Origin of the sequence: Shewanella profunda (assembly GCF_023283765.1) — a bacterium.
GTDB lineage: Bacteria > Pseudomonadota > Gammaproteobacteria > Enterobacterales > Shewanellaceae > Shewanella > Shewanella profunda.
In genome coordinates this window covers 104922-120929 of sequence record NZ_JAKILG010000004.1, presented here as the reverse complement: position 1 = coordinate 120929, position 16008 = coordinate 104922, and the positions used below count along the sequence as shown (strand labels likewise).

Below are 16008 nucleotides of genomic sequence, written 5' to 3'. Positions count from 1 at the left end.
AAAAAGGATGTAAACGAATGACGACTTATAAAGCGGTGGCAGAATCCAATAACTTTATTGTGTTAGATAAATACACTAAAGAGTGGCAGGTTAACGAAAGCTTTCAAAGCGAAGGTGATTTAGAACGTGAGCTGATTCAGGACCTAAGCAACCAGGGCTATGAGTATTTATCGGCACTAACCACGCCCGATGCCATGCTGGCGAATGTGCGCAAGCAGCTACAAGCCCTTAATAAGGTCGAATTTACCGATGCCGAGTGGGCTCGCTTTTGCGAGCAATACCTGAACACACCAAGCGACAATATTCTTGATAAAACTCGCAAAGTGCACAGTGACTATATTTTCGATTTTGTCTTTGATGATGGCCATATAGAAAACATCTACCTGTTTGATAAGAAGACCATTGCTCGTAACAAAGTGCAGGTCATTAAGCAGTTTGAGCAAACGGGAAGCCATGCCAACCGTTACGATGTGACGATTTTGATCAATGGTTTGCCTTTGGTGCAAATCGAACTGAAAAAGCGTGGTGTGGCGATCCGTGAGGCGTTTAATCAAATACATCGCTACAGCAAAGAAAGCTTTAATAGCGATCACTCCTTGTACAAGTTCTTGCAGCTTTTTGTGATCTCTAATGGCACCGACACGCGCTATTTTGCCAATACCACCAAGCGCGACAAAAACAGCTTCGATTTTACGATGAACTGGGCGAAGTCAGACAATACGCTGATCAAGGATTTAAAAGATTTTACCGCCACTTTTTTCCAGAAAGAGACCTTGCTTGAAGTGATCTTGCGTTACTCGGTGTTTGACGTCAGCAATACCTTACTTGTAATGCGCCCTTACCAAATTGCGGCTACTGAGCGCATTTTATGGAAGATAAAGAGCGCGTTTAACGCTAAGAACTGGAGCAGCACCGAGAGCGGTGGGTACATTTGGCACACTACGGGTTCAGGCAAAACACTCACCAGCTTTAAAGCGGCACGTTTGGCCACCGATTTAGACTGTATCGATAAAGTCTTCTTTGTGGTGGACCGAAAAGACCTCGACTATCAGACGATGAAAGAGTATCAGCGGTTCTCGCCTGATAGTGTGAACGGTTCAGACAGTACCGCAGGGCTTAAGAGTAACCTGGATAAAGACGATAACAAGATTGTCGTCACCACAATCCAAAAGCTCAACAACTTAATCAAAAGCGAAAGCGATTTAGCTATATACAACAAGCAAGTCGTTTTTATTTTTGATGAGTGTCATCGAAGCCAGTTCGGTGAGGCGCAGAAAAACCTGAAGAAGAAATTCAAAAAGTACTACCAGTTTGGCTTCACAGGTACGCCCATTTTCCCAGAAAATGCACTGGGCGCAGAAACCACGGGTAGCGTGTTTGGCCAGCAGTTGCACACGTATGTGATCACCGATGCCATTCGTGATGAAAAAGTACTCAAGTTCAAAGTGGACTATAACGATGTTCGTCCGCAATTTAAGAGCATTGAGACTGAGCAGGATGATAAGAAGCTTAGTGCGGCGGAGAATAAGAAAGCCTTCTTACATCCAATGCGCATTGGTGAAATCTCGCAGTATATTCTGAGCCATTTTAACCAGAAAACACATCGAGCCTATTCTGGCGCCAAAGGGTTTAACGCCATGTTTGCGGTCAGTAGTGTTGATGCGGCGAAAGCCTACTATGAAACCTTCAAAACATTGCAGGCCGAGGCTGAGAATGGACCTACAAGTAAACCTCTGCGCATTGCAACTATCTTCTCATTTGCTGCCAATGAAGAGCAGGACGCCATTGGTGATATTTTAGATGAGAGTTTTGAAGTCAGTGCCATGAACAGCAGCGCAAAAGAGTTTTTGAGCGCCGCGATTAAAGATTACAACGCCATGTTTAAATCTAACTATGGCGTGGACAGTAATGGCTTTCAGAACTACTACCGTGACCTTGCTCAGCGCGTGAAGAATCAAGAAATAGATCTGCTCATAGTGGTGGGGATGTTTTTAACGGGCTTTGATGCGCCTACGCTTAACACCTTGTTTGTTGATAAGAATTTGCGCTATCACGGCTTGATGCAGGCATTTTCTCGCACTAACCGCATTTATGATGCGACGAAGACCTTTGGCAATATTGTTACCTTCCGTGATTTGGAACAGGCAACCATTGATGCCATCACCTTGTTTGGAGACAAAAACACCAAAAATGTGGTGTTGGAGAAGAGCTACAAAGAATACATGGAAGGCTTTAACGATATTGCTACTGGTCAAGCGCGTCGAGGTTTTGTTGATATCGTGAAAGAGCTGCAAGAACGTTTTCCAAACCCAGAACATATTGAAAAAGAACAAGATAAAAAAGAATTTGCCAAGCTGTTTGGTGAATACCTAAAAGCAGAAAATATTTTACAAAACTACGATGAGTTTGCTGGATTAAAAGCGCTGCAAAGCTTAGATACCAGTGATGAACAAGCCGTTGAAGAGTTTAAGGCTTTGTTGAATAAATCAGATTTCGGGTAAGTCTCCCCCGTAGCGGGTTGTGTTTTCAGGCAATACGCACGCTTTCAGGCATACCTGCTTTCGTCATTTTGTTCAGCGCTCGTACCAGGGCCATAGCCTCTGCAACCTGACCATCGTAGTCACGCAGTGTCAGTGAACCCCCGAACAGCTGTTTTACCCGGTACATCGCCGTTTCCGCTATCGAGCGACGGTTGTAATCTGTTGTCCATTTCCACCGCGCATTACTCCCGGTCATTCGCTGATTAGCCACTGCACGGTTACGGTCTGCATATTCACCGGGCCAGTAACCCGCACCTTTTCGGGGAGGGATAAGCGCGCTGATTTTCTTACGCCGCAGTTCATCGTGACATAGCCGGGTATCGTAAGCGCCATCGGCGGCGGCTGACCTGATTTTCCGGTGGGTTTGCCGGATTAACCCGGGGAAGGCCTCTGAGTCCGTAACGTTGTTCAGCGACAGGTCAGCGCAGATGATTTCATGTGTTTTACTGTCAACGGCGAGATGCAGCTTACGCCAGATACGGCGGCGTTCCTGGCCATGCTTTTTGACTTTCCACTCGCCTTCACCGAAGACCTTCAGCCCGGTGGAATCAATTACCAGGTGTGCGATTTCACCCCGGGTGGGCGTTTTGAAACTGACATTAACCGACTTTGCCCGCCTGCTGACACAGCTGTAATCCGGGCAGCGTAGCGGAACGTTCATCAGAGAAAAAATGGAATCAATAAAGCCCTGCGCAGCGCGCAGGGTCAGCCTGAATACGCGTTTAATGACCAGCACAGTCGTGATGGCAAGGTCAGAATAGCGCTGAGGTCTGCCTCGTGAAGAAGGTGTTGCTGACTCATACCAGGCCTGAATAGCTTCATCATCCAGCCAGAAAGTTATGGAGCCACGGTTGATGAGGGCTTTATTGTAGGTGGGCCAGTTGGTGATTTTGAACTTTTGCTTTGCCACGGAACGGTCTGCGTTGTCGGGAAGATACGTGATCTGATCCTTCAACTCAGCAAAAGTTCGATTTATTCAACAAAGCCAGAGTTTAAGTCAAAGTACTATTTGGACGATGCTGACATCGAGGCTATGCAAGCTATCGATATGCCTAGCGAGCGTGCTATTCAAGATTATCGCTCTACTTACAACGATACCCGCGACTGGTTACGTCGTCAGAAGCAGGGGGAAGAAAAGGATAAGTCCACTGTTGATTGGGACGATGTGATCTTTGAGGTGGATTTGCTTAAATCTCAAGAAATTAACCTCGATTACATTCTTGAACTTATTTTTGAGCACAATAAGAAGAACAAGAGCAAAGAAGGCTTGATTGAAGAAGTCCGCCGTATGATCCGCGGTAGCCTTGGCAATAGAGCGAAAGAGAGCTTGGTGGTTGATTTTATTAACCAGACAAACCTAGATGAGATCAATGACAAAGCCAGCATTATCGACGCTTTCTTCAAGTTCGCCCAGGCGGAGCAGAAGCGCGAAGCCGATGCCATCATTGCCTCTGAAAAGCTCAATATCGATGCTGCCAAACGCTATATTGCGTCATCACTCAAACGTGAGTACGCCTCTGAAAATGGCACTGCACTTAATGAGGCGCTGCCCAAACTTAGCCCATTGAACCCACAGTACCGAACCCAGAAGCAAACGGTTTTTCAGAAAATTGCCGCTTTTGTTGAAAAGTTTAAAGGTGTGGGTGGTCAGTTGTAGTGATATGAAGAGCTCTTTTCACGTAGTTAATGCTTGATGAAAAGAGCTCGATATTTTTAAATTAGTGCTGTTTTTTTTCGAGATAGCAGATATGAATATTCAAATTAGTTTAATTATTATGCATTTTCTGGATAGGTCATTGGCCCACAAATGGAGCTAATAAGTAAAGCTACTAAATGATTTCTGTCCAGAAGTGAGTTACAACGAGTATGATACTTTAATGCTCACTTGTAGTGTGGTTCGGACATAGTCGTAGCAATTGGTATGAATCTTTATTTTTGGTCATGTTTAATCTTAAACGGTTCGATCAGGGTTGCTTGACTGTTTAGTATGAAACTTTATTCCTCTTTTACACTTTTTGCTAACCCTTATAATTGGGAATACCAACTATCCGGAAATTCCGGATAGTTCGATTTAAACCCCCGCTCATACGGGGCAGAAAAAGCTGCATGACTTTCCGCAATTGGGCAGTTCCTTCAACCCCCGTACAAGCGGGGCGGACTAATATGCTGTTTTTATATAGCGGCCAGCTACCCTTTAACCCCCGCTGGTGCGGGGCGGACGAGCAATATCTACACTACACCCATAAATCAACCCTTTAACCCCCGCTCACGCGGGGCGGACGCACCAGCCGTTTCAGCTCATAAAGCTCTTTCACTTTAACCCCCGCTGGTGCGGGGCTGACTCACAAAAAACAGATACAAGAGAGAGCTCTCCCCTTTAACCCCCGCTAACACGGGGCTGACAATCGTCCAAGGTCCCCCATTAGATAATTATCTCTTTAACCCCCGCTGGTACGGGGCAGACAACTGGTTTATAACGGATAGGCTGATGACTGTACTTTAACCCCCGCTGTAGCGGGGCGGACAGCTCTGTGTTAATAAAATTGGAGATTGGTCATCTTTAACCCCCGCTAACACGGGGCTGACGGTCATCCCGTAGCTCAAGTGTCCAATTAACTTCTTTAACCCCCACGCAGGCGGGGCGGACTCAGCCATTACCTCCCCCGTGAAGGCAATTATCCTTTAACCCCCGCAGGTGCGGGGCGGACCACCGTTTCAGCCACCAATTCGCCTTATTTCCCCTTTAACCCCCACTCACGCAGGGCAGACCTGATGCAGGTTCCTGTTATCGACAAAATATTTCTTCAACCCCCGTTCATACGGGGCAGAAAAAGCTGCATGACTTTCCGCAATTGGGCAGTTCCTTTAACCCCCGCTAACACGGGGCTGACGGTATTACAATTACTAACCTGTCAAACCCTACTCTTTAACCCCCGCAGGCGCGGGGCGGACTTCACGCGCAAAAAGGGAACTGAGGGCTATAACCTTTAACCCCCGCAGGTGCGGGGTGGACGCATCAGAACTCCGACGTGGAGAAGCTATGATTCTTTAACCCCCGTATAAACGGGGTAGACTCTTTTAGCATTCATGGTGAATTCCTTTTCCTCCTTTAACCCCCGCTCACGCGGGGCATACTCGACCACTGATGCTTTGAATGCTACATCTGACCTTTAACCCCCGCACAAGCGGGGCGGAAGTTTATGTTGCTTTAAAAAATACCGGGACGTTTCTTTAACCCCCGCTAACACGGGGCTGACAATCGTCCAAGGTCCCCCATTAGATAATTATCTCTTTAACCCCCGCTGACGCGGGGCTGACTACGAACAGGGAATTAAGAACATGCGGGATATACTTCAACCCCCGTACAAGCGGGGCAGACCTTCACCACACAAGCAAAGCCGGAGCACTCAATCTTTAACCCCCGCTGTAGCGGGGCGGACAAAGTAACGTGTTTGGTCCCGAATTCAACTGCGAAGTGCGACACTCTCCAATATCAAGCAGCCAATGTCATTTCTTTAAAGACAATCGCTGGTTGCTTGAAGTCTAAACACTTTTTCGGTCGATAATTTATCCGTGATACAGCGAATTCAATATCGCTGTCTGTTACCGTTGTTAAGTCGGTTCCTTTCTTCACATATTGCCTTAAAAGCCCGTTAGCATTCTCATTGGCTCCACGCTCCCAAGAGCTATAAGGATGGGCAAAGTACACATCAGCCTCCAACGCCTTTGCGATGGTTTCGTGGCCTGCAAACTCTCTCCCGTTATCTGCCGTGATGGTATGGACATGTTCCTTATAAGGCATGAGTAGCTCTATGGTGGCTTGGGTGACATCATCTGCTGACTTCGATGGCACTTTCTTGACCACGTAAAATCGTGTTTTACGCTCTAAAATTGTCACCATAGCACCAGTGCCATGTTTGCCTAATACGGTGTCGATTTCCCAATCACCCAATCGCTCCTTGCTGTCAACGATGCTTGGCCTATCATCGATAGAAACAGCATTCTTGATCGCTGGCGCTTTCTCTTTTCTACCGCGACGATACCGCTTGTGACCTTGCCTCAAGTGGCGATATAACTTGCCTCCCAAGCGTTTATCCTGCGCAACAAATCGGTAGATCCACTCATGGCTGACGGAGGCACCGACTCGAGTTAATACACTGGAAATCTGCTCTGGGCTCCAATCTGCTTCTAAAAGGAGGCGGATAAAATCAACACGCTCCTTTGGTATTCTGTATTTCCGCGCTGATGTGCGTTTTTTGATTGAGAATACCTGAGCTTCGCTTGGGCAATAATGACTGCCTTTGCTGCCGCGTTTAAGCTCCCGATATACCGTAGAGCGATGGCACTGAACGGTTTTAGCTATTTCAGAAACCGAAATTCCCCGTTCCAAAAGAGCAGAAATCTGGTATCTTCTGCCCTCGGTCAACTGCTGATAATTCATGGTAGTACTGCTTGTTTCTTTGGCGAGAAGAGCGTACCACTTTCAGCAGTCGGCTTCCTCTTCTACACCTTTCCATGAATGTCGCACTTATTATCTGAAATCGGGGTTATGCCTGCTCTCATACTTTAACCCCCGCTAACACGGGGCTGACGGCGCTTAATCCTTTGCTGACCTCCGCCATTATCTTTAACCCCCGCCAACACAGGGCTGACAAAAATACCAGGTGATCAACCATTACCTCCCCCCTTTAACCCCCGCTAACACGGGGCTGACTAACACCGGCAGAGGGTCCTCGGCAGGCAGGTACTTTAACCCCCGTTCATACGGGGCAGAAAAAGCTGCATGACTTTCCGCAATTGGGCAGTTCCTTTAACCCCCAACCATAAGGGGCAGGCATGAAAACTGTGTTTATGCTGCTGGCCCAGTACCTTTAACCCCCGCTGTAGCGGGGCGGACTCAAAGTCTTTTTCACTTCTTAACCACTCAGATCTTTAACCCCCGCCGGGGCGGGGCAGACGGTATGAGCGCTCATGACAAATCAAGATGTTATCTTTAACCCCCGCTGGCGCGGGGCGGACCATAGTATTCGTGTGGAGCCTGTATAGCTACAACTTTAACCCCCGCTGGTGCGGGGCGGACTAAGAGAACCGACTTGTCGAGATCCCCGTTTTTCTTTAACCCCCGCTGGTGCGGGGCGGACTCAAAGGCAGCTCTTTTACTCTGGGGTGATAAACTTTAACCCCCGCTGGTGCGGGGCGGACGTTGGCTTTTGGGATGCTATGATTATGACTTCCCTTTAACCCCCGCTGGTGAGGGGCGGACTTCGACCGGAATAATCAAAGGGCCAGCTTGTCTCTTTAACCCCCACTGGTGCGGGGTGGACTCAAAGGCAGCTCTTTTACTCTGCGGTGATAAACTTTAACCCCCACGCAGGCGGGGCGGACCCACCGTCTGATAAAGAGTATCTTACAGTTGATCTTCAACCCCCGCACAAGCGGGGAAGACTGCTTGGACGGATCTAATGGTTGCCACGGATGCTTTTAACCCCCGCAAGCACGGGGCAGACGTAATCCGTTTCCCGGTTTTCCCACATTTCCTACTTTAACCCCCGTAGGTACGGGACAGACTCAAATCGAGGAGATCTGATGGTACATGGGACTCTTTAACCCCCGTAGGTACGGGACAGACGACTCAGCCGCGCCACAATTACTCTCCTCTACCCTTTAACCCCCGTAGGTACGGGACAGACAACTTCCGGCTCATCTTCCTGGCAAACACCATCCTTTAACCCCCGTAGGTACGGGACAGACAAACGATGAACAGGTAAGACCCCATGCCTTCCTCTTTAACCCCCGTAGGTACGGGACAGACAAAATGGTTTTTCCTGATTGGGCTGGATTCACTCTTTAACCCCCGTAGGTACGGGACAGACTTTGGTCGTTGTGCGCCGTTTTCATTGTCTTGACTTTAACCCCCGTAGGTACGGGACAGACGAAAAAACGCGCGACTCTCACAAAGGACGCTGTCTTTAACCCCCGTAGGTACGGGACAGACATAAACGAGTGCGCACAATACACCGGGCTTTCCCTTTAACCCCCGTAGGTACGGGACAGACGGTAAGGAGCTTGGCGGGTATCAAGCCGCCCTACTTTAACCCCCGTAGGTACGGGACAGACATCAAGTGGTGCCAGCCAGATCCAGAAGATTTCCTTTAACCCCCGTAGGTACGGGACAGACGAAATGCAAGGCGATTGGATCACAACATCGTTCCTTCAACCCCCGTACAAGCGGGGCAGACTGAATCGTTTCTTTGGTTGACCACGCACCATCTCTTCAACCCCCGTACAAGCGGGGCAGACTCAGGATTCATGCAGCTCAGTGCCTGGGAGGAACTTCAACCCCCTTACAAGCGGGGCAGACAGACAAGAGCTTGTGAAGGACTACATGGCTCTCCTTCAACCCCCGAACAAGCGGGGCAGACCCAGCACCTGCGTCATGGCACAGGCCGCGTTCTCCTTCAACCCCCGTACAAGCGGGGCAGACGTTAAATGGTGTCAGCCAGATCCTGCGGACTACCTTTAATCCCCGAACAAGCGGGGCGGACTAATATGCTGTTTTTATATAGCGGCCAGCTGCCCTTCAACCCCCGCTGGTGCGGGGCGGACAAATTTCCTTCACCAATCAAACTCAATGCTCATCTTTAACCCCCGCTGTAGCGGGGCTGACAGCAAATGAGAAAACATATTGTAAAAGAGCAAGGCAACTTACATTAAAAAACAGATGACCCCTAAACAGTTAAAGTAAGGCCATCTGTTTTTATATGTGCGTTTAAATGAAATCAGGAATAAACGCAGTCTGCATCAAAGTCTTGTCGAAATATGGAGGCTTGGTTGTGGCAAAGACCTCCACGTCAGCATCGAGTAACTTAAATGGTTTGACCCGCAGCATCCATTTTTCAAGGGCCATTTGGTCACTTTCGATGATGACATCCACTATTTTCCCATGACCTTGACGACGACGAGGGCCAATGTGAGTGATGAGCCCAGACTCTTTGAGGTAATAACTGATCTGGTCTTTATCCCCGACAATATAGCCTACTAACTCATCGACTCTCGCAGTACGGTAAAAGCCGAGAAGATTGCGCTGGCTACCTCGTAACGTGTCGATCTTGATCGCGTGAGACATTCTCTCCAATTCGCCGCGTTTGCGTCCTGACTGTATGAAGCCGCCTTTAGCGGCTTCTGCATAGGCGTCTTCGTCAATGCGCTGCGTGTAGTGACGAGAGCTGCGTTCAAACACGTTGTTTGGGGTGATGGCGGATGCCTTCCAGCACCAGTCACCATCCTGCTCGTACTTTTCGATGGGAAGTTCCTCGGCCAATGAGGATATGGGTTGAGGATCAAACTCCAGTTCTGGCAAACGCTCTTGTGTGACGGCATAAGCAATCAAAGCGTCCAGGTGTATCGGGTTAGAGGGCATGACCATCATGCCCCCGAGTTTAAAGGTGACTTTTAACGGCTCCATCATGTCACCTTATGCCTTTACCAGGTTGGTGAAGTAGCTGACGATCTCATCGCGCTCAACTGCTTCGATCTCAGATTTGCAGGCCGCCACATGGGATTTGATGTCATCAGCCATATTGGCAAGCGTGAATTTCCCCTCAGTGTAGAGAGCTTCACTGGTATAGCTTTCAAAGATCTCAAAGCGGTCAGAGTCGATGCGGATGGCGTCAATCTTGAAGCGTCCAAAATTGGTTCGGCCCCAGCCACCGACATAGTTGCGGTTCACCCAGGCTTCAAGGGCCAACAGAAGGGCACCAAACTGTGCTTTCGTAACAGTGGAATCGAAATCAACTCGGAAGTGCATCTTAACGCCCGTCTTGATGGTCTCAAAACCGAGCATGTTGGCGACAGATGTTTTTTTAACGACTTCATTCCCTTCCGAGCTTTTTGCCGCTTTACGTTGCTTGCTGTTTTCTGCATTGCCAGAGAGGTACTCAGATACAGCTTCGGTGCCGTTTTCAATGGCATCAAGCAATTCAAAGGTGACATTACCGCGTTCAAAGTCGTCAACCTTAGTGAACCAGCGTTTTTCGATCAACTGCCAGCCTTCTATGATCTTCTGGGTTTCTTTCCCATCTTCTTTAACGGTGTAGTGGAGGCTGTCCAGAACCTCATCCACCATCCCTTTGGGGGCGACAATTTCATTTGTCTCGACAGTGCAATGGAGAATAGGGGTGATGTCCGATACGCTATAGCGGCTGCGTAATGTCCGAGCCCCACCACCGAACAAGCCCATGTAAACATGCTGTGCGGAACGAGTCAGCTCTTCGACGCTATTCATGGATTTATCCGGCTGAGCCGATGCGGAACCCGTTTGCAAGCCAATAAACACGTTTGCAGGGATAGTCTCTCCTCGTCCACGCAAGGAGTCGATGATCAACTGACCGATGCTACGACGGAACTGGCCTCGGAGGCCGTTACCGAGATAACAAGGAACTTGCTGACCAAACACAGACTTCTTCTGCGTCAGAGATACCCCTTTTAATTCTTTCGATTCATTTTCAGGATAAGCGACATACCAGGGAGAGGTAGTAGTCAAAACGATATTGATGCTGTTCATTCGATGTGTCTCCAGGTGTTATAGCAAAATTGGTTCAGGTTTTTTTATATCGTCAGCGAGGCAAAAATCGAGCGCCCATGCCTCATCAGCAGTCAGTTCGTCCAGCACTTTGAACTCTGCGTCATGCTTCCCTTCTTGGCGTAGCAACAAGGCCCACCATGCCCACTCACTTTGTCTTGAGCGAGCAGACTTCATATCGCTAAAAGTAAAGGGGGAGGCGTTCTCCTTGACTTTGTTTTTTTTGCCGATGATTTCCGAAATATCACAAGTGTGTATGGACTTGACCGCGTTCACTGCGTCCATTAAGCGCGAATGGCGTATAGCGACGCGATCATCACCAAGCTGGATCTGGAACCGTCTGTTGTTTAGGTTTATGGGCGAGCGCCATACAACGTGCTGCTGCTTGCTAACTCCTATCACCATCGCAAAAGGAGGCTCTGGCGGGTTGATTAGGAAAAAGCCGCGATCAACCTTTTTGGCAAACGGGTAAATGGCTTGCGGTGTGATAACAACACTGGATAGCTGCATTTGGAAGCGGCCATCGGCCATGATAGAGGCGCAGCCAACACAACGGTATGGTGCTGACATGTCAGCCAAATCATTTTGATTGGTAAAGGTTTTGGTTAACACCATCTCGTCACAGGCATCACCAGCTTTGATGGCACCTCCGCAGATACCGCAGTGTGAGTCATGGTCTGCATGAGTGCTGCTGACCATATTGATGGGGTGATACTTGGCAATCATTTGCGAAACTGTCAGAGGCATGATTGAAATACCCCCTTTTTGTTTTGCTTGAAAATGAGGCCGTGGCCGCGAGATGTCATGCCGCCCATTTGCCAAATACCTTGGAGATCAATATTGGCAATAAACTGAGCGTGCATCATGTGCATCCACTTCTTGTTCTGGTTTTGGAATTGGGTTTCCAGCCCAAGATCACGTACAGAAGCGAATTGAAGTTGAAGGTCCTGGTCATCCGGAAGAGCTGTAAGAACTCCTTCCTTAACCGCTTGTGCCAACATGCTTTTGAATAGCACGGTCAGACGACCTTCCTCACCGAGCGCCTTCCGATGCTCCTTTTTGTCGATACAACGCGACACGAGATAAACGTTAGGCTCCTGAGTAACAAAAGCCTTCTTCTCGAATTGCAGAATTTGCACCTTCGGCATTAAGCCGTTGAGCATTGAAAACAACTTGGGTGTTTGTATGGCCTGGAGCACCGGATACATAAGGTCCTTGATGTCTTCCTCGCTCCGTTCACTGACAAAGCCGACGAACCCTTTACCACCAACAAACCTGTAGGCAGGCTTTTCATTTAAGGGTTTGCCGTTTTCGTCATAGTGAAAAAAACGATGGCAGTTCTCCTGACCGTTCAGGACTTTCGCAGTGGCCTCCCGCAGCTCGTTGGGGCCAATGCTTATGCCTCTTGGGAGGCATAGTTTGAGCATGTATTGGTTCACCGCTGGTGCTCCTCTTTTCTTGACTTATAAAGAGCGTATCAGTAAGATTTTACCAAGTCAACTCGTAGAGGAAAGATTATGGCGAAGGTTAAGATTCCGCAGCAGCTCGCCCAAGCGCTATTGCCTGACAACACAGCAGACATCCTTAGCAAGGATGATCAAAAAAAAGTCGCAGATGTTGCGAAGAAAATCATCGTCGATGCGATAGAGAGGGGACTCGGGCCGAAGATGGATGCCCAGAGCGATGAGGGGAGTGTCGCATTCCACTACAACCTGACGTTCCCCCAGCAAGTCAGCGCCAAAATAAGAACGCTGATGCGAGAGCATAAACAGCCTGAGGGGCTACTGCTTTTTTATATTTTGAGCGCTGGGATCGAAAAGGAGCTCTACGTCAATCACCAGCTTACCTCGGAAGAAAGTGAGCACATGATGGACGTCTATCTGAATCCCCTTGCGATGAGGCCAAGAAAGGAGCAGCTCATCTTGGCGGATGCGATAAATGACACCCTCGCCAAAGGGGGCATCGGCATGGTCGAAGGTGGAACAGGGATAGGTAAGACGCTGACCATCCTTGCCAGTGCTAATCAGATCGCCGCTGCAAAAGGGCAGCGCTCTGTTATCGCAACAAACACCATAAGCAACATCCAGCAGATGGCTAAGACCTATGAGCGACTGGTGGCGGCTGGTGTGGAGATGGTTCCGCTTAGGGTTGTGTTGGGAAGAAACAGCTTCGTGAGTGTGGACAAACTGCGCCGGTATCTGGCCGATGACGAGATCCCTCAAGAAGTCCTCCATGCTGTCGAACGATGGATGCAAACCGGCCTGCTTCAAGAGCGTGAAATCGACGCCGCTCCCGCATATTTGCTTGATGAGCTGGTCAGCCTTTTCCCCAATGCTGCTACGTCTGAGGTCGTGCTGGGGGTGGACGCATCGAGCGAAGACCCAGGGTATCTGGCCTATAAAAGTCAGTTCGTGCGAGAAGATGTTTACCCTGAAATCGTGCTCTGTACCCACGCAATGCTTGCCATAGATGCTAAAACTCGACGCATCAGGATCGCACAGAGCGAGCATGACTTGACCGACGAGTTGAAGGCTACCAAGCGGGATATATCATCTCGAATCGAGGCGCTGGGTAAGGCGACGGATGAGGCCAAGCGCATCTTGAAAGAAGACATAGACGAGCTACAAAGAAGAGAAGACCTTCTATCCAAGGAGGTGTACCAGAACAATGACATTGGTTTGTTGCCTATGTATCAGTTCCTCTTTGTCGATGAAGCGCATCTTCTTGAGGAAACCGCGTCCCGAATGATCAGTGACAACCTCTCGTTCCGGTCTTTCATCAAAGAACTGGAGTCCCATAGTAACGCGGGGATCATTCCAGCCGGGAAGATGAAGGACATAAAAAAGGAGGCCAGCATCATCATCAATGCGGATGATCAAGATAAAGAAGCTGGTAAGGTATCCCTGACTCCTGGGGTTGAGTATTTCCATGCGTTAAGCCGTATTGTCAACCTCGTTAAGTCAACCAAGAACTACCGGAAATTACCTGGTTCCTTGAAGGCCCAGATCAGAACGCTTCAATATGCGATTGATAAGGCTGACTCACCTCACTACCACTTTGGGCTGACATTCTCCCCAGTGAAACGGTATCCGCAAATCATCTCTGGTGAGATCAATACCCAGCCTTATATGCGAACAATTTGGCAGCAGGTTTCTGCGGCCATCTGTATCAGTGCGACATTGTATTTCCCTAAAATGGGGGGGTTCACATGCAGTTACTTCGCAAACAACTTGTTTATCCCCGAACGTCGGCTCAAAACCTATACGCCTATCACTCCGCCGTGGCTGAAAAGCAATGTTCATGAAATTTGTCTGCCTCCTTTGGCCCTCGAACAAGCTGAACGTTTTGTTCCGGTAGGACGAAAGCAGAGCGATGAAACCACTGAGAGCCGAGAGAAAATGCACAGCGCCTGGCTGGATAACATTGCTGAGCAAATCGTGATAGCTCACGGCCAGGGTGAGGGGGGGACGCTGGTCCTGATGACATCATTTGCCGATGTGAGAGGCGTTTACGACAGGTTAGGGGGGCTCAATAACCCAATAGTCAAAGCTGACGGGAACGTTACGACAGAAGCGCAGAAGGTTGCCTACCTGAATGCTCTGAAAGCTGGTGAAAAGCCGTTATGGCTTGCATTGGGCGGCGCATGGACCGGCCTTGACATCAACGGCAAGCATATTGGGCTGAGCGATGAGGAAATCGCAGAGAAAGATAATGTGATCGCCACGCTCATCATTCCGAAGCTGCCTTTCGGCCTGAACCGTTCATTGTCTTACCACGCACGTCTGGCTCGCTCCCGCAAGCAAGGGGCAATGGAAGTCATGGAAACGGTTATCCGCTTCAAACAAGGCCTTGGACGCCTGATCCGCTTGGAGAACCAGCCTAAAAACCGTCGCATACTGGTTTTGGATGGCAGGCTGAGGATGCCGGAGTACAAGGGCTTTCTGGGGCCAATTATGCGGGTGATCGAATCCTATCCCAGGGTAAGGCCAATTTACTGAGATACGTATAAACAAAATGGCTCTAAACAAGGGCCATTTTGGTTCTATGAGAACAAAATAACTTTGAGAGGTAACTGATGCCTGAAAACTTCATTTCCCAGCTCTTTGGGGGCGTTCTGGCTTCATTGATAAGCCAACCTTTAATCTGGCTGCTTTTCGCGGTGGCGGTCGCTGCGTCTTTTCTAAGAATGTTTTCACGAAACATCAAGGGGCGGTTCGGAGAGTGGGCGTTATCAAAAATACTGCACAACCGATGTGGGCAGGAGTGCGTTGTTTTGGATGATGTCACACTGGTGGTTTCAGAAGGGGATACAACGCAGGTAGACCACATTGTCATTGCTCCAACCGGAATATTTGTCGTCGAGACAAAGTTCTATAAAGGCCGGATTTATGGCAAGGAATCGGATAAGCAGTGGACCCAGAAAATCTTCAAGAGCACCTATAAGTTCCAGAATCCGTTTCGTCAGAACTACAAGCATGTGAAGGCTATCGAGGCTCTTCTTCCTAACGTCGGGTTGGCAAACATTCATTCCTTGGTTGTCATGCTCGGGGAATGTGAGTGGGCAAGCAAAGAACAACCAGCAGCTCTCTTCACTTCCGGGTGGAAAGCGGCGGACTACATTAACGACATGATTGCCAGTGGACAGAAGGTGCTCGATGTCGAAGAGGCCTCTGCGAGGCTCCAGAGTCTCAGGCTTCAACGTGGTTTGAGGACTAACCGAGCTCACATTGAGAATCTGCGACGGAACAACGAAGTCTAACAACGCAACCCTGCAACCCTGCAACCATACTTTGCACCATCAGCGCAAACATAGCTTTGCTGCTCTTCATTCCCTAAAAGGGCAGAAACACAGTCGCTGAAAACGACCCACCTACCTGAAAATGGCTC

Annotated in this window: 10 protein-coding genes and 1 CRISPR repeat array; of the genes, 4 read left to right on the top strand and 6 right to left on the bottom strand. The window is 49.0% G+C overall.

What is annotated here, in order from left to right; genetic code table 11:
- The first annotated feature begins 17 nt into the window (after positions 1-17).
- Positions 18-2501, top strand: a complete 2484-nt coding sequence (locus tag L2744_RS03625; protein WP_248990697.1) for an HsdR family type I site-specific deoxyribonuclease — start codon at positions 18-20, stop codon at positions 2499-2501.
- A 25-nt stretch (positions 2502-2526) separates the two neighbouring features.
- Here L2744_RS03625 and L2744_RS03620 read toward each other — a convergent pair whose 3' ends face one another.
- Positions 2527-3450, bottom strand: a complete 924-nt coding sequence (locus L2744_RS03620; protein ID WP_001118619.1) for an IS5-like element IS903B family transposase — start codon at positions 3448-3450, stop codon at positions 2527-2529.
- Here L2744_RS03620 and L2744_RS03615 point away from each other — a divergent pair.
- Positions 3439-4197 (top strand): type I restriction endonuclease subunit R, EcoR124 family, encoded by a 759-nt coding sequence (locus L2744_RS03615; RefSeq protein WP_283103875.1) that lies wholly within the window; start codon positions 3439-3441, stop codon positions 4195-4197. The two genes, L2744_RS03620 and L2744_RS03615, sit on opposite strands and share 12 nt — an antisense overlap.
- Positions 4198-6033: 1836 nt before the next feature.
- On the opposite strand, the gene L2744_RS03610 is transcribed toward L2744_RS03615, so the two are convergent.
- The 5 genes from L2744_RS03610 to csf5 all read right to left on the bottom strand — a co-directional run bounded on the left by L2744_RS03610 (position 6034) and on the right by csf5 (position 12560).
- Complete coding sequence (locus L2744_RS03610) at positions 6034-6981, bottom strand: IS30 family transposase (protein ID WP_021024261.1); 948 nt, start codon at positions 6979-6981, stop codon at positions 6034-6036.
- Positions 6982-8018: 1037 nt separating this feature from the next.
- A CRISPR array of direct repeats spans positions 8019-8718; the repeat unit is 28 nt; unit sequence CTTTAACCCCCGTAGGTACGGGACAGAC.
- Between the two features lie 591 nt (positions 8719-9309).
- Complete coding sequence (gene csf3 / locus L2744_RS03600) at positions 9310-10008, bottom strand: type IV CRISPR-associated protein Csf3 (protein WP_161647192.1); 699 nt, start codon at positions 10006-10008, stop codon at positions 9310-9312.
- A 6-nt stretch (positions 10009-10014) separates the two neighbouring features.
- On the bottom strand, positions 10015-11103 hold the full coding sequence (csf2, locus tag L2744_RS03595; RefSeq protein WP_248990694.1) for a type IV CRISPR-associated protein Csf2: 1089 nt from the start codon (positions 11101-11103) through the stop codon (positions 10015-10017).
- Between the two features lie 18 nt (positions 11104-11121).
- The gene (csf1, locus tag L2744_RS03590) at positions 11122-11868 is read right to left on the bottom strand and encodes a type IV CRISPR-associated protein Csf1 (RefSeq protein WP_248990693.1); all 747 of its coding nucleotides are present in this window, start codon (positions 11866-11868) and stop codon (positions 11122-11124) included.
- Complete coding sequence (gene csf5 / locus L2744_RS03585; RefSeq protein WP_193153293.1) at positions 11859-12560, bottom strand: type IV CRISPR-associated endonuclease Csf5; 702 nt, start codon at positions 12558-12560, stop codon at positions 11859-11861. Before csf5 ends, csf1 begins: the two co-directional genes overlap by 10 nt.
- Before the next feature lie 78 nt (positions 12561-12638).
- Here csf5 and csf4 point away from each other — a divergent pair, with 78 nt between their 5' ends.
- On the top strand, positions 12639-15119 hold the full coding sequence (gene csf4 / locus L2744_RS03580) for a type IV CRISPR-associated DEAD/DEAH-box helicase Csf4 (protein ID WP_248990692.1): 2481 nt from the start codon (positions 12639-12641) through the stop codon (positions 15117-15119).
- Positions 15120-15196: 77 nt separating this feature from the next.
- A complete protein-coding gene (locus L2744_RS03575; RefSeq protein WP_248990691.1) occupies positions 15197-15880 on the top strand; it encodes a nuclease-related domain-containing protein in 684 nt (227 codons plus the stop codon).
- Positions 15881-16008: the final 128 nt, after the last annotated feature.

Coding starts and splice junctions, on each gene's coding strand:
- L2744_RS03625 (WP_248990697.1), top strand. CDS start 18: ATGACGACTTATAAAGCGGTGGCAGAATCCAATAACTTTATTGTGTTA.
- csf3 (WP_161647192.1), bottom strand. CDS start 10,008: ATGATGGAGCCGTTAAAAGTCACCTTTAAACTCGGGGGCATGATGGTC.
- csf1 (WP_248990693.1), bottom strand. CDS start 11,868: ATGCCTCTGACAGTTTCGCAAATGATTGCCAAGTATCACCCCATCAAT.
- csf2 (WP_248990694.1), bottom strand. CDS start 11,103: ATGAACAGCATCAATATCGTTTTGACTACTACCTCTCCCTGGTATGTC.
- csf4 (WP_248990692.1), top strand. CDS start 12,639: ATGGCGAAGGTTAAGATTCCGCAGCAGCTCGCCCAAGCGCTATTGCCT.
- L2744_RS03610 (WP_021024261.1), bottom strand. CDS start 6,981: ATGAATTATCAGCAGTTGACCGAGGGCAGAAGATACCAGATTTCTGCT.
- L2744_RS03575 (WP_248990691.1), top strand. CDS start 15,197: ATGCCTGAAAACTTCATTTCCCAGCTCTTTGGGGGCGTTCTGGCTTCA.